This window comes from Microbacterium sp. p3-SID336 (genome assembly GCF_025143365.1).
In the GTDB taxonomy this organism is placed as follows: Bacteria; Actinomycetota; Actinomycetes; order Actinomycetales; family Microbacteriaceae; genus Microbacterium.
Map to the genome: position 1 here is coordinate 1 of NZ_JALXPE010000057.1, position 25,000 is coordinate 25,000.

Here is a 25,000-nt window from a genome sequence, read left to right on the forward strand (position 1 = left end):
CCTACCCACCTCGAACGCCACCCCACCTCGAGCGCAATCCCCCACCTCGAGCGCTACCCCACCCGGACGCCATCCACGGTCCCGCCGTACGAGTCGCCCGCCCCGCGCGTCCGTGCACGACGCGCCCGCCGTCGGTGGAGCGCCGGGCGCGGCACCGAACGGGGTCAGAGCCGGTGCTGCGCGGCCGCGTGCCCGGCGACTCCGGCGATCGCGAACACCACGGCGGCGATGCGCTCGCCATCCCAGCGCGTCCCGGCCGACCAGAGCACGTCGGTCCCGATCACATCCACCCCGATGTCGTCGAGGTCGGGTTCGTCGTCCCGCGCGATGCCGTCAGCGAGCCACGCCGCTGCGAGGCGCATGTCACGCGGTTCGACGCCGCCGCCCAGATGCACCGCGGGGCAGCCGAGTACGTCCGCGACGGAGACTCCGCGGCGGCGGAGCCCCGCGAGCGCGCCCGACAGAGCGCCGGCGGCGAGAGCGAGGCCGTATCCGGCGGCGATCAGGAAGTCCCAGGACGCTGTGGGAGCGAGGTCTTCCAGGCCGAACGTCGTGCCGGGTCCGTCGGTCACCGCCGCCTCCAGTGCCCTGTGGGCGTCGCGATAGACCGCGGCGGCGGAGAGATCGGGCGTGGGCACAGCGGTCCTCATTCCGGGAGCCCGCCGTTCCTGTGTTCGCGCGACGCGCGCCGAACGCGTCCACTCTAACCCCGTCGCCGCCCTGTGTCAGCGAGGACTGCGGACGCGGTCAGGCGTGCGTGTTGCCCCGGGCCCTCTCGCAATCGCCTGAAGACGACAAAACCCCCGGACGGATCCGGGGGTTTCATGCTGTAGCAGGAGCGGGGCTTGAACCCGCGACCTCACGATTATGAGTCGTGCGCTCTCACCAACTGAGCTACCCTGCCGCACGGCATCCGCATCGCAGATGCGAACTCCGAGCCCCGAGTCAGGATTGAACTGACGACCCCTTCCTTACCATGGAAGTGCTCTGCCACTGAGCTATCGGGGCGTGCTGCCCCTCGCGGGGCAACCACACGAGAATACCATCACTGTGGCGTCCTCATGAAATCAAGCCGGTCAGTACGACATGCGACCGGCGTTCGCCTTGAGCCACGGCATCGGGTCGATGGTCGAACCGTTGACGATGAGCTCGAAGTGCAGGTGTGCGCCGTAGGAGCGCCCGGTGTTGCCGGTCTTGCCGACCACCGTGCCGACCGTGACCTTGTCGCCGGTCTTGACCTGCAGAGAGCCGTACTGCATGTGCGAGTAGTGGCTCGTGATGGTCTGGCCGTCGATGACGTGGTCGATATAGACCGTGACACCGAAGGCGCCGCCCTGCTCCGTGGCGATGCGGACCACACCGTCGGCGATGGCCTGGATCGGTGCGCCGTTGCCCGGGACGAAGTCGATGCCCTCGTGCAGACGGCCGCTGCGCATGCCGTAGCCGTACGACATGCCGACGCCCACGAGGAACGGCCACTGGATCGCAGCATCAGGGTCGTTGGTGAAGATGTCGCCCGAGTAGTTGATGCCCTGTTCGGCAGCGACCTGCACGAGCGACACGGCGCTGAAGTCGTCGGTCCGGGTGAGCTGCTCGTTCTGCACGCCCGACGGCGCCACGAACGCCTGGATCTCATCCTTCGCCGAGCCGGCCGCATCCGCAGCGGCGGCGGTGACCAGGGAGGTCGAGGCGCCGGCGTTGCCGCGGGCGGCGGCCACCGCCTCGGCCGGAAGCGTCATGGAGACGGCGAGCAGGCCCGCGAGACCCATGACGCCCACGGTGGCGCCGACGGTCACGAACTTGCGGACGTTGCGCACCCGACGCGGTGCGACGTGGGCGGCCTCGGCTTCCTCCGTCGATGCGGACGTTGCCGCGGCGGAGGCCGTCGACGACCCGGCGGTCGAGGTGGCCGGAGCGGTGGTCGGCACGGGGCCGGTGCGACGGAAGGCACGAGACGCCCGCTCGAACGCGTCGCCGGCGGCGTCGGCCTCGGCGACGAAGGGCTCCGACGCCGGCGGGATCTCGTCCGCAGCGACGGCCTCCTCAGACGCGTCCACCTCGGGGTCGACGGTGCGGACGGTCGGCACGTCGGCGATGACGGGCGGAGCGGCAGCGATGAACGGTTCGGCCGGAGCCTGGGGCACCGGAGGCACGTCGGCCTGGCGCTGGCGGGCGGCGCGGCGCGAGAGGGGCATGACGGCGGCCAGGGCGATCACGGTCTCCGCGTCAGCGAGGGGTGCCGTCGTCCCGGTCGCCGGGGCCTCGGAGGCCGCAGTGCGGATTCGGCTGGACCGGCGAGTGGGCACAGGGGCAGCCTGGGAGTTCTCGAAGGGCAAAGCTAATCTCTCGGGTCGTTCGTGATGCTCGGGGGCGCAGTACAGCTCTCACCTTCGGGTGGTGAAAGTAACGATCGGGTAAACCCTACCCCGATCACCCTGGGAATGCCATGTATCAGTCCGGGTTTTTCTCGACCAGGATCTTGACGAGCCGGGCGTGCACCTGGACGCCGCCCGCGATCAGGAGCGGTCGCGCCGCCTCCGCATCCGTGCGAGTGACCGCGCCCCCGGCCTCGGTCACGAGCAGCGAGCCCGCCGCGATGTCCCAGGGCTGGAGGCCGCGCTCGAAGTAGCCGTCGAGCCGCCCCGCTGCGACATAGGCGAGGTCGAGCGCCGCCGACCCCATCCGCCGCAGGTCTCGGGCGATCGGCATCACGCGGCGCACCGTGGCGAGGTCGCCGTCATGCGTCGCGGGGTCGTAGCCGAACCCGGTCGCGAGCAGAGCACCCGCCGCGGTGACCTCGGTGACCGCGAGCCGCGTGCCGTCGAGCCAGGCGCCGTGACCCCGCGCCGCCCGGAAGGTCTCGCCGACGGCCGGCGCGTGCACGGCTGCCGCGAGCGCCTCCCACGTGCGGGGATCGGGCTCACCGCGCACGGCAGCGATGCTCACGTTGTACGCCGGGATGCCATAGGCGTAGTTCACGGTCCCGTCGATGGGATCCACGACCCAGGTGATGCCGCTGTCTCCCGCCTCCGCCCCCGACTCCTCGCCGAGGAATCCGTCCGAAGGACGCGCAGTACGCAGTCGTTCGCGGATGAGCGCCTCGACCTCCCGGTCGGCCTCGGTCACGATGTCCGCCAGCGTGCTCTTGGTCGCCGCGAGCCGCACGCCCTGCTGCCGTCGCGTGCGCGCCAGCTCGCCGGCCTCTCGTGCGATGTCGACGGCCAGCTCGCCGAGCTCGACTTCGAGCGTCACGGCGCGGGGTGCTGTGGTGCGGGCGGGGGCGGCGGGAACGCGGGCGGCGCACCCTGCCCCGGCGTCGCAGGGGACTCGGGCGCAGCGGGTCGCGGCGGCACGGGTGCGCCGGGCTCCGGCGGCGCAGGCTGTGCGGGTGGCCCGGACGGAGGCGCAGGATGCCCGGACGGCGGCGCGGGCTGCCCGGACGGCGGCGCGGGCTGCCCGGACGGCGGCGCGGGCTGCCCGGACGGCGGCGCGGGCTGCGCGGGCGCGAGCGCGGGCGCGGGCGCGGGCGCGGGCGCGGGCGCGGGCGCGGGCGCGGGCTGAGCGTACGACGGTGCAGGCGCGGCCCCGGGATCCGGGACGACCGGGAAGGCCGACGTCGGCGTGGGCGGAAGCGCCTGCTGCGGGGCGACGGACGGGTAGCCCGTGTAGTAGGCGTTCCAGTCGGGGCTGCCGTCCGGCATGGCAGGCAGCGGTGTGACGCCGTCCGCATAGGTCGGCCACGCGTGGGTCACGGGCGGCGCGACCGGGGCCTTCTTCGGGGCGAACAGCGCGTTCAGCAGCGGGATGAGCGTGGTGCCGACCGCGACGAGGATGGTCAGCGCGACGACGATGCGCCAGTACAGCTCGCCGTAGTCGAACGTGTTCGGGAAAGTGAGGAAGAACACGAGCATCGCGGCGAGAGCGGCGAGGAACACGACCGTCACCAGGTAGGTCACGCGCGTGAACGTGGTCACATGGCGCTTCGCCGCGCGAGTGAAGAGCCGCACGTGCAGCAACGCCAGCTGGAGGACGCCCACCACCAGCAGCAGTTGGAAGAAGCGCTCGGCCCCGAAGTACATGCCGTCCTCGGGGAGCCAGATCTTCACCAGTCCCACCAGCAGCGCGACCACCCAGGTGACCATGCTCGCGAGCTGCAGCCAGTCCGGGCGATGTGGCGCGAGGCCCGCCTCGAGGATCGCGATGCCGGCGAACGCCGCCAGCAGCAGGATCGTGAGGAAGGCCCGTCCGATCAGACCGTCCTGGTCGCCGACGAGGACCCAGACCACGCACACCAGCGCGGCGGCGATCAGGGCTCCGATGGCGACCCACAGCGAGCCCCGGATGAGCAGCGACATGTTCTTCTTCTCACCCTGCGGCGATGGCGTGGTGATGTCCGGATGGGACATGGCGATCCTCTCTTCGAGCGGCGATGGACTCATCCTCCCACGCAGCCCGGCGGCCGCCACGGGAACGGGCGACATCCGCGAAGGTCGATCCGCGCCGCCCGCCTGGGGAGGAGGAGTCAGGCGGTCTTCCGTGCGGATGCGGCGGCGAAGGCAGCCACGCGCGCCTGCGCGTCCGGCGTCTCCAGCGCCGCCCCGATCGACCGCGCCTCCTCGCTCAGCTGCTCGACGAACGTGCGCTCGGGCTGCGTCCGGACCAGGCGCTTGGCCTGGCCGTAGGCATCGGCGGCCCCGGCCAGCCAGAAGCGGGCGATCTCCTCGGCGCGCGCCCGCACGAGCTCCGCCTCGGCCGCGGCGTCCTCACCCTCGACGACCTCCGCGACCAGGCCCCAGTCCAGGGCCTCGGCAGCCGTGAGCAGGCGGTCCTGCAGCACCAGCTGCAGGGCGCGGCGCTGGCCGACGGCGCGAGCCAGCTGCGCGGACACGGAGAGGTCAGGAGTGAGGCCGATGTTGGCGTACAGACTGCCGAGCTTGGAGCGCGAGCCGACCACGGCGAAATCGGTCGCGAGCAGGATGCCCAGACCACCGCCGGCCGTCGTGCCGTGGGCTGCTGCCACCACTGGGACGCTCGACTCGGTGAGCGACCGGATACCGGCGTTGATGACCTCCGCGAGCGCGGTGATCTCCGCACCGGAGGCCCCCATCGTCGTCGCCATGTCGATCACGTCGCCGCCCGCGCAGAACGCCGGCCCCGCGGCATCCAGAAGGATCGCCTTCACGTCGCTGCGCGAGGTCGCCTCCGCTGTCGCATCCTTCCAGGCGTGCGCCAGGTCGGCGTTGAAGGCGTTCAGGCGCGCGGGACGGTTCAGCGTCAGCCGGGCCATCCCCTCGTCGACGGCGAACAGGATGGCATCACTCATGGCGTCTCCTTCGAGCACAGGGCGTGAGACTCCAGAATAGTCACGGTCAGCTCTGCTCCCAGACGCGCGCGACGAAGCCCTCCATACGCCGTCGCGTGCCATCGAGGCGGAAGTCGACCTGGCCCGCGGCCCTGACCTCGTTCGGCGCGAGGGGATGAGCGAGCCGGACGTTCTCGTGGCAGGAGAGGTCGGCGCACATGTACGTGCCGAAAGAGTCGCCGCGCTCCCCCGCCGCTCCCGCACGACGTGCCGAGAACAGCGCGACCTGGTTGCCCGGCTGCATCGTGTGGCAGATGTTGCACATGCCCGAACGCCCGCGGCCCGGCTCCGATGCGCGCAGCACCACGCCGACGATCCGGCCCTCGTGCGGAATCAGCACGTAGCCGCGCTTCCCGGCGCTCGGGTCGCGCCACGCGAAGAAGTCGAGGTAGTCCCAGTCCACGATCAGGAAGTCGTGCGGCATCTCCATGACCCGCAGCTCGTCGGCGTCCGCGTTGACGAACGAGGCGCGGACGTCGGCTTCGGTGAGAGCTCGCATCGCTCCAGTCTAGGAAACGCCCCCGCCGAGGGCGCCGCCTGCCGCTCCCCAAGAGCAGGATGGGCCCATGACACTCGGCGACTACCCGGTGCGGGCCTCCATCGGCGTGACGGACATCGCACGATCCGCTTCCTTCTACGAGGACGTCCTGCGGCTCGTACCCGCGAGCATCGGGCCGAGCGCCGCCATCGACGGGGGTGCCCGCTTCTACGCGTGCGGGCAGGGGACCATGCTGAACGTCTTCGAGACCCCCACCGCGGGCACCACGCGCTCGACGGTCGCCACCTGGTATGTCGACGACCTCGATGCGCTCGTCGAAGAGTTGACGGTGGCGGGCGCCGAATTCGTCCGCTACGAGGGTTTCGATCAGGACGAGCGCGGGATCGGCCCGCGTGCGGGCGGTGGTCGCATCGCCTGGGTGGAGGATCCCGACGGAAACACCCTCGCGTTCGAGACCGACGACTAGGACCGCCTCAGCCGACGTGCGGCAGGTCTGGTGCAGGGACGACGAAGCCCCGATGGATGACTCCACCGGGGCATTCTCTCCGCGTCTCTCTGCGGAAGTGGTGGTGGGTTGTTCGCGTATCTCTGCGATGCCTTGAGCCTTCAGGGGTCACGCACCTCATGTACGCGGGCGAATCCTCTGTCGCGAGCGCGCTATTCCTCTCGACTGAACGATGCTCCCAGAAAATCCGGCCCTGATCTGGAGTATTAGCGAAGCGTCAATGAGAGGATGAGTGACGCACCCTGGCTCATCGTTGCTCTCGTCATCTTTGGGCCCCATGGACGCTATTCAGGAGCGCATACCAGCGGGAGCCATGGCCCTGACGCGCGTGTCTCGTCTACACAAAGATGTAGGTACACCAATCGGACTGTGGTCGAGCTCAGTCGTGCCTCTGGCTCTCGAACCAATTGCGTTGACGAGGGTTTCGCGCCCATAGAGTCTCGGGGGCCTCGCCGAACACCATTCCGATGTCGTTCGCGGTCGGCGGCTCTTCACGGGATGTCGCTCGAACAGCCGACCGAATCGGCAGCACAGCCTCAGGTGTTGCACGCCATGTTTTCCACAGGCGATGGCGACCGTTGACCAGCTCCCCGGGGTCACCTGCGACTCGCTCTGCGAGTGAGAACCATTCGAGGATGACATCTAGGTCGGCACGCGAGTCGGGGAGTTCGAACGAGATCTCGGCTTCTTCCCCGGTCGCTGCGAGAAGCTTCCGGCTGACATCCGTCATCACAGAACCGATGAGATCCCAGTTCGCTTCGCTCGCGTAGCTCCGCGCGTGGTCGTCAGCGACGTCGGGATCCTGCGTCACGAATCCGTCGGCTGCGGTTGCGTACCAGAACTCGTCGGGGTGGGATACATCGAGGTTTAGGACGTCGCGCATAGAAGACAGTATGTCGGCATTCACACATCAGTCTGGCGTCACCGAGCGGATGTTGGCCATGACGGAGAAATCGCTTCGCGCCTCGCTGATGGAATCACGCCTCAGTCCTGACAGGATGGCAACCATTGCGCTGCCCTCAACCTCAATCGACGGTCTGCTTGGGATGCTCGGAGACCCGAGCGATTCCGAGTTCTGGTATCGGCGTCGCCAGTTCATCATGTTCTTCGCGATGACGCGCGAGGCCCAAGAGCAGGTATGAGTACGGGCGGCTCGCTCCTGCGGACAACTACTCAGCATCGAGCTCGAGATGCCACGTGCGTCACCTAAGTCGCGCCGTGCTCAAGGAAGTCGAAGGCGCGCCAGGCATCTTCAAGTATCGGATTCTCGCGTCGCAGTGCTTCATCGGTGAACTTAGCGATGAAGCGGCCGCCGTCGTCCCCACGGTGCGCCTGTTCAATGACCAGCGCTGCCGCCTCCGGCTCCGAGTACCCCACCAGGACCTCGAGCTCACGCAAGGACATCGTCATCGCTGGCACCTCACCGGTGGAGATAAACCCGGCGAATGGTGTGTCCGCCAGGTAAAACGGCTCGGCGGTAGTGATCACACCGACTATCTGACGGTCTTTCGGAATGTGGTCGAAGGCAGGGTGGCGCTCACGGATCAAGCGTGCAGTCTTGTCAATCTGTCCGCGCGCATGGCCGATGTATCTCTTCATCACAGATTCGAGCGTCTCCCCACCAGCCTGAGCGTCGAGAGGCATCCTCGCCGCCTTGCACTCCACGAGGATCACCGCTTCGTCGGTCACCCACAACCAGTCGATGCTGCGCATGTCTTTGGCATACTCCACCTCTGGGTGGAGCTGGATGCCGCTGATGAGCCCTAACTGCTTACCGACGTAGGTCTCGACGCGCTTTCCAAGACCGTCTGCGAAGGATTTCCCCCACCTATCCAACCCCTTGTAGTAGAGGTTCGGTCCGAGGAGCGCGCGGGGGATGAACATCGTTTGCGGAGCCCACACTCCTCTTGCTCCGAGATCGACCAGCGGGTGGGAGATCAAAGGATTGAAGGCGTACCGTTCCAACATCTCCGGAATCAGGACCCTCTCATCCGCTGCAGCTCGTGCTCGTCTCAAGTCACCGATGCTGGAGGTGAACAGGCTCGCCGTCGCCTCGATCTCCGACCGCGGCGCAACCCGCGTGAAGATGTCCTGGAAGTTGGGCATGTCCAGGATCGCAGCGTCGTAGCGCCCTCCGCTACGGACGACCACGTGGTGGAGGACGTGGCTGGCGCGAATCGCCTGGTCGAGCCCGATACCCAGCACCTCCTCCCACGGGATCGGTGTCTGGCCAGGCTCGCTGTGGACGAGGAGTGCATGCGCCCGGGCCATGTCTTCGAACAGTGACTCCTGGTACGGAAGCTGCTCGTGCAAGATGGGGGTGAGCATCGACGCCGTCGTCTGCCCTGGAAGTGGTATTCCGCTGCCGTTGAAGTCATGGATTAGTCCCGCGAGCACCTTAGGGGTGATGTCGTTGGCACTGAACTCGTGGCCTCGGAGCACTGATTCCTTCGCGATGGCAGAGACTGCCCAGGGGTGCCACTGTTCCGTCTCTCCTCGCTGAATGGCGCGTTCACACCCGGACGAGTATGCCGCGAGGAACGGTACGACCTGAGACGGCCGGTACCGGATCACTGAACGGATGAACTCGGAGTACAGCACCGCTACCGAGCCCGACCAACACTGTGCTGCTCAGCCGTTCTCGCTCCGGCCACCTCGGTCCTCGACATCTACCGCTCCTTCGCCTAGCGCGCCCCATGCACCGTGGCATCCGCTGAGCGCCGGTACGGGTGGCGCCCGCACGCCTTCCGGAGCCCGAGAATGCTCTCGATCTCCGCTTACAGTTTGTCGGGCGCGTCCACGTCAGAGAACAGCAACCCGCTGGGCCTGGCGGGCGCATCCGCTGCGTCGTCGGACGCGGAGGACGTTCGCTTCCCCCATGTCTGCGCCATCTCCCCCGAACTGCCGTCACATCTTCGCACGTCGCCACAGCTGTGAGGGTCGAGACGACCGCGGTCCCGTTCACCGACGTGCGAGCTGCCCTCGCAGAGCGTCTATCACGGCCTGCGGCGCAGGCGCATCGAACCCGCCGGGTTTCAGGCCTAGGCGGTGAACCTGAAGGTCGGTGTCTTCCGCCCTGCCATCGTCGTGTCGTTTCATCTCCTCAACCTCCAGCAGCCCGAACCACTCCAGCGTCTTGCGGGCGGCGGAGAACGAATCGCGGTGGATGCCGTAGTGCCGAAGACGCGTGTGCGAGTCCATCGCTATCAGGTCGCCCGCAGGATGCGCTCCTTTACGGCACGCGACCATCAGCAGCAACGCGATCTCCGAGTCCTCAAGAACGTGCAGCCAACCGCTGCCGATGAACCCTTCGGGCATTGCGAAGGTTGCGTCGCCGGCTCGTGGCACGCGGTACTCCTCCACCTCGCCCACCGCATCTCGGCCGCGCTCGTTCAGGAGGACGAAGTTCTCGTACCTGCCGCGAGAGCCGCCCTTGTCGGGAATAACGACGAGGCCAGCCTCCTCCAACGTCGCAAGAGCGCTTCGGACGCTTCGAGCGCGCTTCTCTCGGGCGGTGATGAAGGCGTGACGGTTCCTGGAGTCCGACGCGTCCGCCGCGATGAGGTCCGTCCACCCGAGGCTGGTGGAACTCCCCACCCCTTCGATGGGCAGGTCCTTCAGACGAGCCTTAGACGTAGCTTTCCGGTTCGCTTGGGCAACGGCGATGAGCGTGAGCTCGAATCGCAACGCCCCGCCGCGACTTGTCATCAGACGTGTCGCTGGCGGACGCATCTCCGGCGGAGGGGCTTTGCGGTCCGATGCGTCGGTGGAGATGCCGGCGTCTCGATACGAAAACCCTTGGCGGAGCGTCAGGTTCGTTGTTGCGATTGGACCGGGAATCGATGCGCCGATTCTCTCGACCTCCTCGACATAGCCCGGCCGTTCCAGGCGCTCGAGCCGCCGCTCGAACTTCTCGCGCTCCCGCTTGTTCGGCGGCCGGGTGAAATCGATTGTGATTGCCATTCTCGCTCCGGTTTCGACGTATCAGCTTGAACGAATCAACCGGCCAGAGACCTCTTGACGGTTCTGTATCAAGGTGTCGCTACTGGCCGGTTGAGGCGTTCCTCCACTCTAGTGGACCGGGGGCGTTTCGTCTGCGTTACTAGACCCCAACACGAGAGGAAGGAGGTGAGATGAAGGAGATCCAGACCACAGGAGGCGAGCGAGGAACGAACCGATGGCCTGAACAGCTGAGTTGGTTGCGAGCCGTGCTACAGACCGTTCAGACCATCGCGATCCTGGTTCGTATCTGGCAGAACTTCTAAGAGTCCCCCGGTGGCCCGTCGCCATACCCGCGGCGGGCCACCCCGAGAACGGATCCCCCGATGATAATCACAGATGCGACCGACTTGACACCCCAAGCGCCGCTCGATCCGGGTCCGAGCCTCCGACGGATGCCGCATGTCTCACGACAGCGTGGCAAGACGTGTGCGTTCCGGAGGCGTCAACTCATCGTCTTCCACGGGATGTTCGCCGCCGCCCGCCGCAGCCCGAAGACACGCTCGGATTCCTCGACGATCCTCGCGCGCACCCGACTGCCACCTATTGGGTGTACTCGGCGTATCGTGGGTCGTCCACCGGGAGCCCCTCGCGTTGGAGGATCTCTGCGGCCGCCTGACGGACGAGGTTCTCCCTCTCGTCCGCATCGACACCATGCGCAGCCAGAAACTGGTCGACAACGGGCGAGAGACGCTCGTCCAGGGCCATGAACTCATCGGATGCCCGGTCGACTTCTTCAAGCATGATGTCCCGGCCGGCGGCATGGGTGAATCCGACGGCGTGTGCAGAGAAGAAGCCGTGGACAAGGTGGTTACGAGTCTTCAGCCCCTGACGGAGGTCGTCACCGAGGTCAGGATCCGACCCGAGAAAGGGCTCGAGCATCCTCAACACCGCGCCCATCGTCTTGCTGCTTGCTCCCTCAATGACAGTGTCATAGTCCTGGGCTGTGAAGCCAGGCGTCGTCACGCCCTGCGCCACAGCCAAGAGAGTGATCAATGCGGACTCGAGAACCTGCGCGTGATAGAGAGCCAAGCCGAACCGTGCGTACACTTCGCGGATCTGATAGCTCTCATCGTCACGTATCACCCCCGCATGCTATTGCACTGGTCAGCGGTGACCTCGCACCTGGTCCGCACGCATAGTGCCCGGGGCGTCAGCGGGCCACGGAATCGTCGCTTGCCCGATGACCCAGGAGCGTGCGGGGCGAAGTTCAAGCATCCATATTCACTCGCAGTCACGCCGGAGACCTAGCTCTCGGTGGTGCAACAAGAGCGCGCGACCGTCATTAGTCGGCGAACACTGGCCGAGTGGCGACGGCAAGGCGCCCTTTCTCGGTCGCCGTGACGATGCGGCGTCGAGCGTCATCTTCATCGGCGGTGTAGTTGAGCAGGCCGAGGGCAGCCAACGCTTGAACGTGGGACTGCAGCGATCCCCAGGACTTATACCCGAACTCCGCCGCGCTTGCCGACGTGGCAAAGCCGTCGAGACGAGTGACGAGGGTCTCGAGGATCTTCCAACGGGTCTCGGTGACTCGGCCCGAAACCTGCTGAATGACCTTCTCCCCCTCCAGCACTCGCCATTCCCAGAAGCGAGCGTCGCGCTGTTCCGGGGTCATCCACGCCATATCTCCCGGCTCGGTGCGGAGCGAGAAGCGCTCCGCGAGACCCAGAGTTATGCGGAGGTTCCGGCCGGTCGCCACGTACGCATCCTCGAAACCCTCCGGGGACACCGGGAGCTTCGCGTCGCCACGTGTGCGGAACGCCACCTCTCTGCGCTGGATGACCAGCTTCACGAGATCATGCGGCAGCGGCGAGATCTCGATGGGCTCGGGAAACACGCCGCTCATCTTCGGAGTGCTAAGTGCCGCCCGTACCGTGCCCTCAGCGCCGCTGACGATCCACCGCAGTCCCTGACGCTTGAAGAGCTTGTCACGCAGCGACTCGAAGACCTGCACACCCTTTGGGTATCGACTCAACACTTCAAGGTTGTCAAGGAGCAAGATGACGCCTCCGGCCTCCGGCGACGCGAAAATCGTCGCTAGCCAAGAGTCGATGAGGGTGATGACTCCCGACTCCGTGAAGCCCGCACTGGTGTTCGGCGTCCGGCTCTTGCCTCCGGAGATGCTTCCACCAATCACGCTGGGGAAGCTCGCGCCAATACCAGCGGACCACCCTCCCCCGGTAGGCGTGGTCAACCAGTGCCGGAAATCGTTCAGCTGCTTGAGGACGAACCCCTCGCGGAGCAGGCGGTCCTCGCTGGCAAGAATTGACCCGGCGACCTGAAAATACGCCCGCCTCTCGAGTGATGACGCAGAGTCATTCTCTTCTAGCTCCAGCGGCTTCCCCGTCGCCAGGAAGAGCGGGGCAACGCTGTTACTCTCTCGCCGCCAACCCGATGCTTTCGACGTGGCCACGGCAGCGAGACTCGACTTACCCACCCCGTAGTCGCCTTCGAGAGCGACCATCTGCGTCCCGCTGAACAGATCGCGAAGAACGAGGTTCAGCTCATGGTCTCGGCCGACGAGAAGGGTTTCGTCACCGTCCGCAACGCGGAGAGCAGATGTTGAGTAGGGCGAGGATCGAAACCCATAGTGACCCCACACGCCGACCGGAAAGTCCATGCGCACATGCTATCTGTGACCGCGGACACTCGATCCCGAGTCCCCAAGCATTGAGTCGCGCACACAGATCATCGTTCGGGTTGCTCTCTCACCAAGCTGAGCTTGGGTTCGTCCAACTCGATGCCCGCCAACCGGCGAACATGTCGCGGTGTCATCTGCACGTCCCGGGCGACCTGCACGAGCGAGACGCCCACTGTGTCGAGCAGCTCGATGGCGTTGCGAAGAAGTTCGGGCTTCTCACTTGGCACGTCTTCCAGCGTCAGTGGTCGACGAGGCAAGGTGTTCAACGTGATGTAGCCGCGGCGAACGGTGGAGTCGGAGATTCTCTCGAGATCCCGTGAGCGACGAAGGAGCATCTGAACGGAGACACCCCATTCTTCACTCAGTCGCTCAAGTACCCCCAGGTTCAGCCGCGTAGGCAGCGCATCTCGGATAACGTCGCGCGGGGTGAGGAACTCAGCGGCGAAGACGTCAGCTTGACGTTCCATCTCCACGTCGGAGCCATGTCGACCATGATGCATCACGATGTGCCCGAGCTCATGCGCCGCACTGAACCGGTGGCGAAGGACGTCGTTCGCCTTGTCGGGAGTCAGCACCATTATGGGACGCGGAAGTGCGGTGGTGGAGAAGGCGTCGATCCGACTCTTCTCCGGTAGGTCCGGGTCCTGCTTCATGGAGAAGAAGACAGTCAGGATTCCGTGTTGTTCGATCTCGTAGACGAGATGAGCGATAGGGCCGGCATCCAGGCCCCAGTGCTTTCGCAGCTGCTGCGCCGCAGTGATGGGGTCAGGCGTGCCCTGTGACTCCGGTGACGCCCATGCCGGCAAGTCCAGTTCGGGGAACTCCACCCGCTGTTCCAGATAGAGACTGAGCTCCCAGGCTTGTTCGACGTAGGCGGTCGCCTGCTGCTGCTGCGCGACGCTCGTGGAACGCAACCGTCGGAAGGATGCCTCCGCAACCTCGACCTTCGCCTTCGGCCGACCGTATGCGAAGTAGCCAGCCGGCACGCCGAGAGCGGTCGCCAGAGCCGACACAGTGTCGGGGCGAGGCCGCTTCTCCCCTCGCTCGTACTGCCCGACGGCCGCTGCAGACACACCCACGAGGCGGTGCAACTCGGTCTTCGAGATGCCTTTGACTCGGCGGGCCTGGGTGAGTCGTGCGGGGTCGAACGCTCTCGCGACGGCGAGGAGGGCCGCTGGTTCAACCATTGCGGAGCTTCGTAGTCGTGCGGGGACGTTCCCCGGAGGCGAAACGCTTTGCCGTTGCCACAGGCTTCGCCTCCTGCACCGTCGACCCCGTGCGTCGGTAGACGAGGGGCTCGGGGTCTGAAAACTCCAAGTAGTTGCCGCGCAGCTGCGCAGGGGCGAGGTACATCTGCCCGACCCCGAATGGCGTGCTGCTGTAGTAGGCCACGAACAGTGCGCCTCCGTGGGCGGCACGAGCGACGCTGTCCGCTTCCTCGAGGCTGGCGAACACCTCCTCGTCGGGCATCTCGAACATCGGTGTCTGCTGCGCGGCGACGTAGGTATCGCTGCTCGCCGTCGTCAGCTGATCCCGGCGTGCGTCCGAAATGTAGTTAAGTCGCACACGCAGATGGTTGTTCGGCATTCTCTTGCCGACACGCTGGACGTGGATCAGGTGCTCGCCAACGTGCATCGTCACGCGCGTCGAGCGCGGGACCGGGCGCTCCGAATAGTAGGCGCCCAGCTTCTGAAGACGGTGCTGACACTCGTCCTGCGCACCACGCGCCATCCCCGTGCCATAGATGTAGTTGTGACCTTTCGGGTCGCGATACTCCGTCTGCGCGCGGGATGAACGCTCCTGCGCTGCATTGATCCCCTCCGGCAACGCGGTCCGCAACAGACTCAACTGCGCCTTCGTGAACTCGTCCCGCCAATTCTTCTGTTCCCCAGTCATCCCCAGTCCCCTTTCATTGAGATGACAGTAGCAGTCTGGTTCAGCGAGAAGCAGCTTTTCTTCAGATAGCGTGTCGCGGGACGCGCGGATTGACCAGAAATAGAGCGCCCCAGCACTCCGCGTCTGCTTGGTCATGCCATCGCTCAAGGCCGAGGCGAGCGCTCAGCGAAACTGCTATGCGACGGACCGCATCCGGAGGCTCTTCCGAGACATGACTCCGGGCAAATGAGGCCTGAGAGATGGTCCAGCCGCTTTTCGCGGCCTTGCCCTAGAGAGGACGAACGGGATTAGGACGCCTTCGCTAGGTCCTTGATCCACTGAGGCGTCTCCACCTTGAGCGCGCGATCCGTACTCACCCGAATCCGCGCGGCGATACGCCGTTCGATCTGCGTCGGCACGCGTCGGTCAGCCTTCTTCACTGTCTGACTCTTTGTCATGCTGCACCTCCCGTTCGACGTCTGAGGATATTATCCCGCAACGAGCGGAGCTTTGTCCAGAACGCTCCCTGCCTCGTGCGGAACGATGGACCCGTCGAAACCACCCGTGGCTGCTCCGCTACAAGGTCGTCAGTCTCATCGCCGTCATCGTCGAGGTCCAACGAAACAGCTGTCACGACCTCAGCAAGGAAGGCCTTTTCGTCTCGCTTGGCCAATGCGCTCTTCTCGAGTGCCTCAAGCGCGGCCACGCCAGCTTGTCGCTCGGAATCGGTCGCATCACGCTTGACGTACAAGTTCAGAGCCCACTCAACTCGTTGCCACCATGCGTTGAGGCGAGCCTGATGGCGTGTGCCGATGAAGGCGAGAGAAGCCGCAAGGACCGCAGCTGCCCCTCCGAAGCCGGGGCTAAGCATCCACTTGGATAGCCATGGCCAGCCTGCATCTGCCCACCATCGTCCTGTGTCACGCCACCAGCTCGTGACGTCGAGGAACGAAACCCAATTCAAGACGAGGACGATGAGCACGACCACGATGAGCGATCCAACAGCGACCACCCAATTGCGTGCGCGCTTCCATAACTCGGCCAGCTTGCCCGGGGCCTTATCACCAACCGGCTTCGAGTTCGTCATGACGTGATCGTATCGAGCCGTCACTCGATGGGCATGCTTTCAAGGTGCCCCGCCACGGAATCTTCGACCGCGCCGGACGGCGCGATCCGCAACCGGTTCGTTGCCGTTCGTAGCGAACCGATGCTACAACCGAGATTGCTTCGGTCAGCGGTCAGACTCACAGATCCAGTTGACTGTTGATCCACGCGAACGCGACTCGGAACGCCTCAGTTTCAAGACGATCCTTCGCGCGGAGAAGGAACGCCCGCACTCCGGCTGCCGCCTGCGTCCGCCGACTACGAGGCAAATCTGCATCGGCCAGCTCCGCGAGGTGTGCGATCTGACGGTCCCCGTCCGGCATCTCATGAAAGACCCGCGCCACCTCAGCGGGCAGACCGCCAATACCCACAGTCTGCTGGACATCTCCATAGACCGCATGGAACGCCTGACTGTTGATGACGACCGGTGCCGCGCCCCGGCTTTCGATCTCGGGTCCAGCATGCATGGGAAGAACCTGGCGAACGAGAGAACGGAGGACATCCAGCGGCGCATCGACAGCCACGAGTTCGACGAGTTCGGACTCCGCCGACTGCCGATGCGCCAATTCGCGACGTTCTTGCTCATGGTTCATGTCGATCTGGATCCGTCGGAGAAGCATTCGGTGACGGTCAACGAAGTCGGCGGCCGACCGCTCATCGACTCCAAACCCCCGCAACAACGCTGTTGCCGCGTCAGGGGTGGCGATGGCGTCCACGTAGTTCTGGAACGCAACGAGCTCACGGTCGAAGTCGCCGACGCTCGTGCCATCGCCTGCGAAGAACTCGATCACCTCGCCCCGCGACGTCTTATGGCTGGAGAGCCGTACCCCCATGTGGCGAACATTTGTCAGCCACTCACGGAACAGGCTGATGAGCCGTGAGGCTTGGTCGGAATGTGGGAGCGCGCTTGGAAGGTAGATCCTGAGCAGAAGTTCCGACTCGTTGTCATCGATGAACGCTGAGGCGAGCTCGGCGGCTTCGGCATTGCGCCGGTACGGTGTCAGGGTGACGCCCGCGTTCTCGAACGCGGAGAGAACTGCATTGCGTGCAGCTTCCGACAGCCGCTCATCGACGTCGCCCGCGGAGTAGGTCCATGACGGTGACTGTTCGCTTGTCCAGGTCGCGCCCGCGAGGATGTGTTCATGGACGAGAACCAAGTGAGGGACGCGAGCTACGGCAGCGACAAATGCCGACGTGAGCTGGTGGTGGGAGTCATACGGAATCAATGAATGTCCGCTCAGCTCGGGCCCGGCGAACTGCTCGAAGTTGTGCCTGTTGAGGCGGACTATCGTCCCGCGACTCTCGGCGACATCCTCGACGATCTGGCCCCAGTTCTTCATACCTGAGTTCAGGTTCTTCTGACGGTAACGAACCTCCCGTGCTTGTAGCCGCGACGTTGTCGCGTCATCAGCGCTTCCGATGAGCACAAAAAGCTTGTCGGTCATGGCATCATCCTGCCATTTTGCGCCGCGACAATGAGGCGCACCGAACCGCTGCAGTGGCGCACCCCGATGTTGTCAGCTCTGGAGCGATGTGAGGAGTTCACCCAGCTAGCTCGTGCGCCCACGGCAGGTCCGCACCGCGGCGCGAAACAGTCACAGCCGCAGCGCGTGCCGCGTCGTGCCCGATCTGAGACAACGCCTCAGCTGTCCAGTCACCGAGTCCGCGCGCGCACGGAACGGATGAGAGCCGCCATGAATGTGTCTCCTGCGCCGATGGTGTCCGCTACCGTCACCTGGACGCCTGGCACATGAACGCGATGGGTCCCCGCCTGCAGAACGGCACCGCCAGAGCCTTGAGTGAGCGCAACGAGTTCTGGCCCAAGCGAGAGGACGCGCTCCACCACTGAGTCGACGTCTAGCTCGCTGGCGGCCTCCGAAGTCGAGCAACACACCCGAGTCTCCGTCACGCCCACCCGGCGATGATGGCCTGCTCTTCCTCGGTCGGCGGGGTCGCGGGCGGCACGACGGCGGGCCACCACCGCGTCACGACTCGACGCGGTGCGTCCTCCCGACCCTCCCATCGACCGGGCGCCCAAAATCGAAACAGCGTGTCCCCGGACTCCGGATCCGTGAAGCGCTCTGACCCGTACCCAGAAGGCTCATCAGGAAGGAACAGCCGCTCGGCGAGCTTGTCCCCTGGCTTCGAGATAGCGAACCCGTGGGAGTTCGCAAGAATTGCCGCATTGAGATCGAGGGTCTCCTGCACATCCAGCGTCGAGCCGCTGAAACGCGGTTCGATATCACGCCGGTACAGAGCCAGCACCGTGTGCGGGTCCACGGGGAAGGCGAAGATGGGCGCACCCCACACTCCCCCGTACAGTGCTGGCTGTGCCATGTTCTCATGCAGTTCGACCACCGGCTCATCCGAGGTGATGAGCGCTCGACGTGTGCGGTAGAGCGCGAGGTGGCGGGTTGCCAGGAGACCCGCACCGTGACTCGACAACGTCGCCAACGCCTCGAGATCGTTCGAGCGAGTAATCGGGAGAAGCTCCGGGTTTTCGAGCACACGGTCGACTTCACGCATGATTGTTGCGACATCGTCCGCGTCGGTGAATGCAAAAGTGTCGCCTCGACGAAGTTCCTCAGCCAGGCTCTCCTCGCCGTTCGCCTCTCGCACTTGAGCGAGTTGCGCGGCCAAGAGCGCGCGATGCCCGCGGCGAGCCTTTCGACCGCGCGTCATCTGCGTCGCGAGGAACAGGCACAGCCACTCCTGCGATTCCTCGCTAAGAGTTCCTGCGTCGATCTCTTCGAACGCCGTCGCGGCGTGTCCCTCGACCTGCGACAGCCATGCCTCCCAGTAGACCGGTGAAAGGCCATCTGCCTCGTCGAGCCTGTAAAAGTCCGTCTCAAACGCAGCGCTCCTCGGTGCCACTTCGTACGCGTTTCGGTTGCGAAGAAGGTCGGTCACTCGGACACGGTTGCCTTCAGCCCACCGATCCAAATAGAACGCTGGCAAAAGGTGGTGGCGACGGGGCTCGTTGCCAGCTGCGGTCATAGCATCAGCGTTGCGTCGTGCTGTTTCCCAGAGGTCATAGGGCGCAGTCCCAGTCATTCCCCGAGACTACCGACCGCGGTGCACGACACTGCGGCGGTCAGGCCTTCACACTCAGACAGCACAGCACCCCCTGACCAGACACGCGCCCCGTACTGGCGTTACGGCTGATGCAGCGCGCAGCGAGCCTCGCCGCCCTCACGCGCGCTATTCTCGGTGCGGCGACAACGCCGCGGAACAAGTTGGAGGCCCCGGTGGGCGATTGGAACAAGATTCCCCTGGACTCGCCGCTCCGTAGGCCACCACTTGAGCGTGTCGACGAGCCTGTGCTCGGCCGGCTCGACCTCCTCCCTTTCGACAGGCTGAGCTGGGAGGCTTTCGAATCACTCCAGCTGAGAATCATGCTCGATGTCTTAGGTCTACGCGACGCGTACCAGTACGGCGATCCCGGCCAAGCGCAGCAAGGACTCGACCTGGTCGGCACAGCGGCGAACGGCGAGGTCGTGGCTTTGCAGAGCAAGAACTACTCGCGGAAGGGATTCGGCCCCGCCGCTTTGCGCGACGCGATCAAGAAGTTCCACGACACGAAACGCTCGTTCGTCGTCCACCGACTCATCATCGGCGTCAGCAAGCACATCCGCAGCACTCAGGCCATCTCGGAGCTTCGGTCACTCCAAGGCACCTTCCGGCCTCGCGGTCTCGAGATGTGGGATGCGCGCCGACTGTCCGAGATGCTGAGGAGACACCCGGACATCGTCGTCCAGTACTTCAGCGACGAGACGGCGTTGCGATTCTGTGGGGATCTCGGTGTTGCACCGCCCGAAATACCCACTGCGGATGCTCGCATGCTCAGCGACGCCATCACCCTCTCCCCTGAACGGCTTACCGGCGCTCAGCGACTGCTCGACTCCGCAGGCACGGAACCAGATCATGCCGCCGCGCTCACCTTGGTCGAACAAGCCCAGGAGAAACTTCGCGCTGCGGGTTTCGCCGCCTATGCGGACCTGCACGAGTCCAGCCGAACCTCACATCTGGTTGCCCTCGGGCGCGCAGCGGAAGCTGCTCGAGAGATTCTCGACTCGGCCTGGCGAGCACTCGACGCGGGCAGGACAGGAAGCGCCCAGTCGACTCTCGGGCGCCTAGATAACGTCAAGCCGACCGACACCGAAGACTCCTATCTCGTCGAACTTCGACGTGTCGGGACGCTAGCGTTCGATCTGTATTTCAACCCGCTCGGCAGCCTCCCCGACCCTCCCGCACTTCTCGCCGGTGACGCCATCGACCGAGCCCGTCTTCTACTGCTCGCAGGCGAAACAGCGCTCGCTCACCACGCGCTCGACTGGATGCGCTCCGCGGTGCCCGTCTTCGCAAGCATGTCGGAGGATCGAGAACTCGAGGACGCGGTGCGAGTTCGGCTTCGTCTACTCATTGCAGAAGCAACCGATGACTGGTCCGTGCTGTTGGACGATGCACGTCGCCGGCAGATCCCCTCCGCGCTCACGCCACTAATCGCCGCTCGATACGCACGCCACTGCGCCATTCGAGAGCGGGTCGCTGAGGCGGTGGAACGCTGGGAAGAAGCTGCCGCGCTCGGAGCACTCGCACGCCAATGGGAAGATGCCGGCACCTGGATGCTGAGCCGCCGGTCGTACCTCGGCAGCTGGCAACCAGGTCACGGGAACGACCGAGTGACGCTGGAGATCGCGCTCGATGATCAGTCTCTGCCTTCACCACCCGTGATTCCGCGAGCGAAAGGCGCGCTCGAAGACGCTAACGCCGCGCTGCGGTCTGTCGACCTCAGGCGAGCCTCGAACTCTGCGCAACGCGCGCTGCGAGACGCGGCCGTTGCGGGCGACTGGTCCGGAGAGCGGAGGGCACGCGTGCTTTACGCAGAGGCGATGCGCGATTCTGACTCGCCGGAACGGGCCGCGGCGAACATGTCACGCGGAGGGGGAACAAAGGAGATGAAGACACTCCACGAGGCGTTCCCGAACCGGTACATCGACGTCGTCGAGATGCTGCAGGCAGAGAACTACTGGACGGTTGGTACCGCGTACTTCCTGATCGCCCTGCAAGCTGATTTGGTTCCCGACGCAGATGTCGACCGTATCGCTGCCGCCGTCCTCGCAGATCTCAGCGCGGCAGAGACCGGGAGTCTACGTGACGTTCGGATGTACGCGACATCACGGTTCAACAATGCGGTCAAGGTGCTCGCCGGCCTGTCGAGGCGACTGTCTGAAACCGATGCCGATGCGGCTCTTGCCTTCTTCGAGCGGCAAGCCCCTGTCGAGGAAAACCACTACCGCTACCACGACGATGACGAAGCGATGGTCGTGGGGGGCATCGCGCGAAGCCACCCCGCCCTCGCACCGCGGGCGATTCGCCATCTCGTCCCTCTCATGGCGCGTGCTCAGGGCGCGCAGAAAGAATCCCTGATTTCGGTACTTAACCTGCACCCGGAGCTTTCGCGGCCTGCGTTGCGGGCCGTAGTGGGCCCCGGCTCAGTGTGGGCTGCGGAGATGCTCGCCTTCGCCGACCCGCAAACTGTCGACCCGTCGATGGCGGCCGATGCCGTGAAGCGGCTATCCACGCCGCTCCAGCACACGCCCGGCATGCGCACAGTCGGCACCAACGCGGTTGGCGACTCCCTCCTGGTCGCTCACCAGCCTCAAGCTGTGTTGGTCCAGATCATCCGGGAGATGTTGTCTCGAGCCGGCGACCCTCTAGTTGAGGGATTCGACCGCGGGGACTACCTCACCGCGGCCACCAACCTTGCTCTGGAACTCGACGAGGAGCACAAGCCTCCGCTGTTCGCCGGAGCGCTCCAGCTCTCAGAGGCGTCGAGAGACTTGGACCCGGTGGGCCTGGAGGCCGCGTTCGCGGACCCGCTTGGCCCGATACGCATCCAAGGTGCCGGAAGCGACGTTCGGGGCAGAGCCATGCTTCTCAGTAGTGTGCTGGCAACGACTGATCACGAGCGGGCAGAGGTGCGCCGCCGCGCTTACGCGTACCTCGGATCTGGATCGGATGCGTTCCCCGCCAGGGCACTGATGTATCTCGGCGAAGGGGTCAAAGATGATGTCGCGTTCCTGTCGGGTGCCGGCTGGGCAATGAGGTGCTTGGCCGCGACGTTGTGGGCGCGCTACGGCGGCCCGTCGCACATCGGCGCTCGCCTTGCCTCCGACGACGACGTCCGCGTTCGGGAAGCACTCGCACGCTCGCTCGCGCCGCATCCCGAACGGGCGACGGACGCGGAGGTACGCGACATCCTCGCATCCGACCCGTCTTACCGCGTACGGCAAGCGCTCGCGGCAACCGTCGACGTCAACGAGTGAGGCGCCCTCTCCACCAGCCGGCCGCCGCATGCGGACGAAACCGTAGGCCACAGAAGGGAAGCAGATGCACGTCTCGGAGCACGTGTCCGCGGAACCTGATGCCGGGTTCAGCGTCCGCGAACGCGAGAAGAGGACGTTCGACTACGGGTGGGAGTACGAGGTGGCGACGCTCATTTCAACCGATGTCCTCCGACCCGAGTCTGTGCCCAACGTCGTAGTCGGTGTCGTCGGTCACCAGCCTCGCGCCTTCGGTTCTGCCGCCAACGAGCTCGTCACGGAACTGCTCGGCAGCGGGCGCGTCATCGAGCGGGTCATGGGCGAGCTCTCCTACTTCCCGCACACCCGCCCCGACCTCGTACAGGAGCCGCTGAGGGAGCACGGCACGAAGCTCGTCATGGAGTACTCCGCCCCATCGTGAAGGGACGGTCCTCGCCGCGTCGGAGGAGGCCGTCCTCATCGAAGGCAAGTGGTACGTGAACGACATGCCCGCGGCCCTGAGGAGCGCCATGAAAGACTTCCGCGAGGCATCGAAGGCGAACCGCAGCGAGGACGGGACTCGGGTGCTGTCCCCGTCCCTTCAGCAGCGGCTCGCGGAGGAGCGAGACTCGCTGCTGGACGCGCGCCGAGCATACGAGACCTCGGCGCCTTCCTCGCAGTCCACCAAGTACGACCAGGAGTACGCGTACGGGTCGGCTGCGTGGACGATGGCATTCTCCGAGAGCCGCTACGCGAACACGCAGTTCGAGAAGGCCTTCCGGAGCGGCGAATCCGCGCTCACCCCGGCGGCACCGTGGCTCACCGGCGAGAACGCGCACGCATTCCTCACCACCCTCATCATCGCGGCGACCAACGCGCACCGCATCGCGGAGTGGGAGCTGTACCACTCGCTGGACGAGGGAAACGGGCTCATGGTCGACGAGTGGTATGCGATGTACCGCCTCCTCGTCCCCCGCATCCGGGAAGGAATGAAGAAGTGGAGCAGCGAGATGCAGCCGCGCGCCGCCGGCGCCTACTGGAACATCGACAACGATGAGGACACGTATGACTGGCGGCCGGACGGCTCGGCGACCGTCATCGAGTTCGCGCGTGCCACCGAGGAAGTAGCGGATAAGGTTGCAGGCGCCCTCCTCGCGAGCCTCCGCTCTCAGGCCCAGTACTTCCTGGACGACGAGGACGAGTCGATTGACCTCAGCCGCGAGGCTCGCATCGAACTTGCCCTCGACTTCGTGGACGACAACCGTTATGGCGGCGGGGAAGGCACGTGGTTCCCGATGCCGGCGGGCGGAGCGCTGCTCGCAGCCGAGGCGAGGCTGGTGTGGAGTGAGGTCTGAGTGACACTCGGCCCACGAACGAAGAAAGCCGCCGGCTTCCCGGCGGCTTTCTTCTGTGGTGTTGTGCAGTTGAGATACGCAAACGCGGACCCTCTAGATACGCGAACACCCCGGTGGTGGCGAGTGAGGGATTCGAACCCCCGAAGTCGAAGACGGCTGATTTACAGTCAGATCCCTTTGGCCACTTGGGTAACTCGCCAGAGCGCACCCGTCCGACTTCAACAGCCAACCGGGGGCACGAAGATCAATCATACCTGTCCGATGCGGACGCAGGAAATCGAGGCCTCAGCTGCCGAACACGCCGCGGTCGGCCTGCGCGAGCGACTCCGGGGTGCGCAGCAGCCCGCCCTCGGCACGGCAGGTGGCGGCGGCCACATCCATCGCGCGTTTCAGCAGTGCCGCCCACTCCTCCGCCGTCTCCGGGGCGCCGCCCACCAGTCCGGCGGCGACGGCGGCCAGGGTGGCGTCCCCCGCCCCCACCGTATCGACGACGCGACCGGGCAGCGACGAGATGGGGGCGGACACCGCTCCGGCATCCGTCTCGAGCACGGCGCCGTCCGCCCCGGCCGTCGCGAGCACCGCCGTGACTCCGAGGCTCCGCAGCCGCGTCCGCAACGCGTCGAGATCGCCGTCGTAGAGCACGTCTGCATCGTCGGCGCCGACCTTCACCAGCTCGGCCCGCGCCGCGATCCGCTCGAAGCCGCGGACGAACTCCTCCCGGTCGCTCAGCATGCCCGTCCGCGGATTCGGATCGATCGCCAGCCGTGCACCCTCCACCGCGGTGGCCAGGGCCTCGACCTCGGCCGGCGCATCGAAGGGGAAGCAGCTCACGGCGACGATGGTCGCTTCCGCGATGGCCGCGTTCGCATCATCCGCATACCGGATCGTGCGCTCCTGGGCCGCGCGGTTGAACACATAGCTCGGCTCGCCGTTCGCCGACCGACTCACGACGGCGCGCGACGATCCGTGCGGCGCCGCGGTCGCGATCAGCCGCACGCCGTGGTCTGCCAGGTACTCGCGGATGTGCGCGCCGGCGACATCGTCCCCGACCATCGCGATGAGCGTCGTGGGGGCGCCGAGCCGGCGCAGACCCACGGCCACGTTCAGGGCTGCCCCGCCGACGAACTCACGGACGCCCGTCTCATCACGGATCTCGTCGATCAGGGCGTCTCCGATGACCACGGCCGCGCCGCCGGGGGAAGTCTCGATGCTCACCCGCCGACCCTACCGCGCCTGCCTCCGCCGCAGCCTCTTCGGCCCTGTGCACAACTCAAGAGAGTCGGCTCGACACGCCGGCGGCCCGTCCCCCGAGACACGGTATCGCTCTGGAACTCCTGAGTTGTGCACGCGCCGGG

Annotated in this window: 23 protein-coding genes and 3 tRNA genes; 5 read left to right on the forward strand and 21 right to left on the reverse strand. The window is 65.7% G+C overall.

Annotated features, from left to right (window positions below; translation table 11 throughout):
• Positions 1-164: 164 nt before the first annotated feature.
• The 8 genes from M3C17_RS15120 to M3C17_RS15155 form a co-directional block, all read right to left on the reverse strand.
• Complete coding sequence (locus M3C17_RS15120; RefSeq protein ID WP_259978741.1) at positions 165-638, reverse strand: hypothetical protein; 474 nt, start codon at positions 636-638, stop codon at positions 165-167.
• Between the two features lie 192 nt (positions 639-830).
• Positions 831-904: transfer RNA gene (locus M3C17_RS15125), tRNA-Met, on the reverse strand.
• 32 nt (positions 905-936) lie between these two features.
• Positions 937-1,008, reverse strand: a tRNA-Thr gene (locus M3C17_RS15130).
• Positions 1,009-1,076: 68 nt separating this feature from the next.
• On the reverse strand, positions 1,077-2,306 hold the full coding sequence (locus M3C17_RS15135) for a M23 family metallopeptidase (RefSeq protein ID WP_259978742.1): 1,230 nt from the start codon (positions 2,304-2,306) through the stop codon (positions 1,077-1,079).
• A gap of 145 nt (positions 2,307-2,451) precedes the next feature.
• Positions 2,452-3,252 carry an inositol monophosphatase family protein gene (locus M3C17_RS15140; RefSeq protein ID WP_259978743.1) on the reverse strand — a complete coding sequence of 267 codons (801 nt, stop codon included), beginning with the start codon at positions 3,250-3,252 and terminating at the stop codon, positions 2,452-2,454.
• Positions 3,249-4,406 carry a hypothetical protein gene (locus tag M3C17_RS15145; RefSeq protein ID WP_259978744.1) on the reverse strand — a complete coding sequence of 386 codons (1,158 nt, stop codon included), beginning with the start codon at positions 4,404-4,406 and terminating at the stop codon, positions 3,249-3,251. The genes M3C17_RS15140 and M3C17_RS15145 overlap by 4 nt, the downstream gene beginning before the upstream one ends.
• A gap of 116 nt (positions 4,407-4,522) precedes the next feature.
• Positions 4,523-5,323, reverse strand: coding sequence for an enoyl-CoA hydratase/isomerase family protein (locus M3C17_RS15150; RefSeq protein ID WP_259978745.1), 801 nt, complete (start codon positions 5,321-5,323; stop codon positions 4,523-4,525).
• Positions 5,324-5,369: 46 nt separating this feature from the next.
• On the reverse strand, positions 5,370-5,861 hold the full coding sequence (locus M3C17_RS15155) for an FBP domain-containing protein (RefSeq protein WP_259978746.1): 492 nt from the start codon (positions 5,859-5,861) through the stop codon (positions 5,370-5,372).
• A 67-nt stretch (positions 5,862-5,928) separates the two neighbouring features.
• On the opposite strand from M3C17_RS15155, the gene M3C17_RS15160 reads away from it, so the two are divergent.
• A complete protein-coding gene (locus tag M3C17_RS15160; RefSeq protein ID WP_259978747.1) occupies positions 5,929-6,327 on the forward strand; it encodes a VOC family protein in 399 nt (132 codons plus the stop codon).
• A gap of 418 nt (positions 6,328-6,745) precedes the next feature.
• Here the strand turns inward: M3C17_RS15160 and M3C17_RS15165 are convergent, their stop codons facing one another.
• On the reverse strand, positions 6,746-7,249 hold the full coding sequence (locus M3C17_RS15165; RefSeq protein WP_259978748.1) for a hypothetical protein: 504 nt from the start codon (positions 7,247-7,249) through the stop codon (positions 6,746-6,748).
• Positions 7,250-7,259: 10 nt separating this feature from the next.
• On the opposite strand from M3C17_RS15165, the gene M3C17_RS15170 reads away from it, so the two are divergent.
• Positions 7,260-7,508 carry a hypothetical protein gene (locus M3C17_RS15170; RefSeq protein WP_259978749.1) on the forward strand — a complete coding sequence of 83 codons (249 nt, stop codon included), beginning with the start codon at positions 7,260-7,262 and terminating at the stop codon, positions 7,506-7,508.
• 64 nt (positions 7,509-7,572) lie between these two features.
• Here the strand turns inward: M3C17_RS15170 and M3C17_RS15175 are convergent, their stop codons facing one another.
• The 10 genes from M3C17_RS15175 to M3C17_RS15220 all read right to left on the reverse strand — a co-directional run bounded on the left by M3C17_RS15175 (position 7,573) and on the right by M3C17_RS15220 (position 19,039).
• A complete protein-coding gene (locus M3C17_RS15175; RefSeq protein WP_259978750.1) occupies positions 7,573-8,694 on the reverse strand; it encodes a hypothetical protein in 1,122 nt (373 codons plus the stop codon).
• 633 nt (positions 8,695-9,327) lie between these two features.
• Positions 9,328-10,329, reverse strand: coding sequence for a hypothetical protein (locus M3C17_RS15180; protein ID WP_259978751.1), 1,002 nt, complete (start codon positions 10,327-10,329; stop codon positions 9,328-9,330).
• Positions 10,330-10,908: 579 nt separating this feature from the next.
• Positions 10,909-11,451 (reverse strand): hypothetical protein, encoded by a 543-nt coding sequence (locus tag M3C17_RS15185; RefSeq protein ID WP_259978752.1) that lies wholly within the window; start codon positions 11,449-11,451, stop codon positions 10,909-10,911.
• 199 nt (positions 11,452-11,650) lie between these two features.
• Positions 11,651-12,985 carry a MarR family winged helix-turn-helix transcriptional regulator gene (locus tag M3C17_RS15190; protein WP_259978753.1) on the reverse strand — a complete coding sequence of 445 codons (1,335 nt, stop codon included), beginning with the start codon at positions 12,983-12,985 and terminating at the stop codon, positions 11,651-11,653.
• Positions 12,986-13,053: 68 nt separating this feature from the next.
• Positions 13,054-14,193, reverse strand: coding sequence for an XRE family transcriptional regulator (locus tag M3C17_RS15195; RefSeq protein WP_259978754.1), 1,140 nt, complete (start codon positions 14,191-14,193; stop codon positions 13,054-13,056).
• Complete coding sequence (locus M3C17_RS15200) at positions 14,186-15,037, reverse strand: hypothetical protein (RefSeq protein ID WP_259978755.1); 852 nt, start codon at positions 15,035-15,037, stop codon at positions 14,186-14,188. Before M3C17_RS15200 ends, M3C17_RS15195 begins: the two co-directional genes overlap by 8 nt.
• 298 nt (positions 15,038-15,335) lie before the next feature.
• Entirely contained in the window at positions 15,336-15,968 is a 633-nt protein-coding gene (locus M3C17_RS15205) for a hypothetical protein (RefSeq protein ID WP_259978756.1), read from the reverse strand.
• Positions 15,969-16,125: 157 nt separating this feature from the next.
• The gene (locus M3C17_RS15210) at positions 16,126-17,430 is read right to left on the reverse strand and encodes a hypothetical protein (protein ID WP_259978757.1); all 1,305 of its coding nucleotides are present in this window, start codon (positions 17,428-17,430) and stop codon (positions 16,126-16,128) included.
• 209 nt (positions 17,431-17,639) lie between these two features.
• Positions 17,640-18,008 carry a carbohydrate kinase family protein gene (locus M3C17_RS15215; RefSeq protein WP_259978758.1) on the reverse strand — a complete coding sequence of 123 codons (369 nt, stop codon included), beginning with the start codon at positions 18,006-18,008 and terminating at the stop codon, positions 17,640-17,642.
• The gene (locus tag M3C17_RS15220) at positions 17,891-19,039 is read right to left on the reverse strand and encodes a DUF4238 domain-containing protein (RefSeq protein ID WP_311198449.1); all 1,149 of its coding nucleotides are present in this window, start codon (positions 19,037-19,039) and stop codon (positions 17,891-17,893) included. Before M3C17_RS15220 ends, M3C17_RS15215 begins: the two co-directional genes overlap by 118 nt.
• A gap of 110 nt (positions 19,040-19,149) precedes the next feature.
• Between M3C17_RS15220 and M3C17_RS15225 the strand changes: the two genes are divergently transcribed.
• The 3 genes from M3C17_RS15225 to M3C17_RS15235 all read left to right on the forward strand — a co-directional run bounded on the left by M3C17_RS15225 (position 19,150) and on the right by M3C17_RS15235 (position 23,645).
• Positions 19,150-22,314, forward strand: a complete 3,165-nt coding sequence (locus tag M3C17_RS15225) for a hypothetical protein (protein WP_259978760.1) — start codon at positions 19,150-19,152, stop codon at positions 22,312-22,314.
• A gap of 64 nt (positions 22,315-22,378) precedes the next feature.
• A complete protein-coding gene (locus tag M3C17_RS15230) occupies positions 22,379-22,732 on the forward strand; it encodes a hypothetical protein (protein WP_259978761.1) in 354 nt (117 codons plus the stop codon).
• An 88-nt stretch (positions 22,733-22,820) separates the two neighbouring features.
• Complete coding sequence (locus M3C17_RS15235; RefSeq protein ID WP_259978762.1) at positions 22,821-23,645, forward strand: hypothetical protein; 825 nt, start codon at positions 22,821-22,823, stop codon at positions 23,643-23,645.
• A 114-nt stretch (positions 23,646-23,759) separates the two neighbouring features.
• On the opposite strand, the gene M3C17_RS15240 is transcribed toward M3C17_RS15235, so the two are convergent.
• Together M3C17_RS15240 and M3C17_RS15245 are read right to left on the reverse strand one after the other, a co-directional pair.
• Positions 23,760-23,844: transfer RNA gene (locus M3C17_RS15240), tRNA-Tyr, on the reverse strand.
• An 86-nt stretch (positions 23,845-23,930) separates the two neighbouring features.
• Entirely contained in the window at positions 23,931-24,860 is a 930-nt protein-coding gene (locus tag M3C17_RS15245; RefSeq protein ID WP_259978763.1) for a PfkB family carbohydrate kinase, read from the reverse strand.
• Between the last annotated feature and the right edge of the window lie 140 nt (positions 24,861-25,000).

Excerpts from the sequence above, each read along its gene's own strand:
- M3C17_RS15160 (WP_259978747.1), top strand. The coding sequence starts at position 5,929 with ATGACACTCGGCGACTACCCGGTGCGGGCCTCCATCGGCGTGACGGAC.
- M3C17_RS15230 (WP_259978761.1), top strand. The coding sequence starts at position 22,379 with ATGCACGTCTCGGAGCACGTGTCCGCGGAACCTGATGCCGGGTTCAGC.
- M3C17_RS15205 (WP_259978756.1), bottom strand. The coding sequence starts at position 15,968 with ATGACGAACTCGAAGCCGGTTGGTGATAAGGCCCCGGGCAAGCTGGCC.
- M3C17_RS15220 (WP_311198449.1), bottom strand. The coding sequence starts at position 19,039 with ATGACTGGGACTGCGCCCTATGACCTCTGGGAAACAGCACGACGCAAC.
- M3C17_RS15165 (WP_259978748.1), bottom strand. The coding sequence starts at position 7,249 with ATGCGCGACGTCCTAAACCTCGATGTATCCCACCCCGACGAGTTCTGG.
- M3C17_RS15175 (WP_259978750.1), bottom strand. The coding sequence starts at position 8,694 with ATGCTCACCCCCATCTTGCACGAGCAGCTTCCGTACCAGGAGTCACTG.
- M3C17_RS15225 (WP_259978760.1), top strand. The coding sequence starts at position 19,150 with ATGCAGCGCGCAGCGAGCCTCGCCGCCCTCACGCGCGCTATTCTCGGT.
- M3C17_RS15150 (WP_259978745.1), bottom strand. The coding sequence starts at position 5,323 with ATGAGTGATGCCATCCTGTTCGCCGTCGACGAGGGGATGGCCCGGCTG.
- M3C17_RS15215 (WP_259978758.1), bottom strand. The coding sequence starts at position 18,008 with ATGGGAGGGTCGGGAGGACGCACCGCGTCGAGTCGTGACGCGGTGGTG.
- M3C17_RS15145 (WP_259978744.1), bottom strand. The coding sequence starts at position 4,406 with ATGTCCCATCCGGACATCACCACGCCATCGCCGCAGGGTGAGAAGAAG.
- M3C17_RS15190 (WP_259978753.1), bottom strand. The coding sequence starts at position 12,985 with ATGGACTTTCCGGTCGGCGTGTGGGGTCACTATGGGTTTCGATCCTCG.
- M3C17_RS15200 (WP_259978755.1), bottom strand. The coding sequence starts at position 15,037 with ATGACCAAGCAGACGCGGAGTGCTGGGGCGCTCTATTTCTGGTCAATC.
- M3C17_RS15210 (WP_259978757.1), bottom strand. The coding sequence starts at position 17,430 with ATGACCGACAAGCTTTTTGTGCTCATCGGAAGCGCTGATGACGCGACA.
- M3C17_RS15170 (WP_259978749.1), top strand. The coding sequence starts at position 7,260 with ATGTCGGCATTCACACATCAGTCTGGCGTCACCGAGCGGATGTTGGCC.
- M3C17_RS15195 (WP_259978754.1), bottom strand. The coding sequence starts at position 14,193 with ATGGTTGAACCAGCGGCCCTCCTCGCCGTCGCGAGAGCGTTCGACCCC.
- M3C17_RS15155 (WP_259978746.1), bottom strand. The coding sequence starts at position 5,861 with ATGCGAGCTCTCACCGAAGCCGACGTCCGCGCCTCGTTCGTCAACGCG.
- M3C17_RS15180 (WP_259978751.1), bottom strand. The coding sequence starts at position 10,329 with ATGGCAATCACAATCGATTTCACCCGGCCGCCGAACAAGCGGGAGCGC.
- M3C17_RS15235 (WP_259978762.1), top strand. The coding sequence starts at position 22,821 with ATGAAAGACTTCCGCGAGGCATCGAAGGCGAACCGCAGCGAGGACGGG.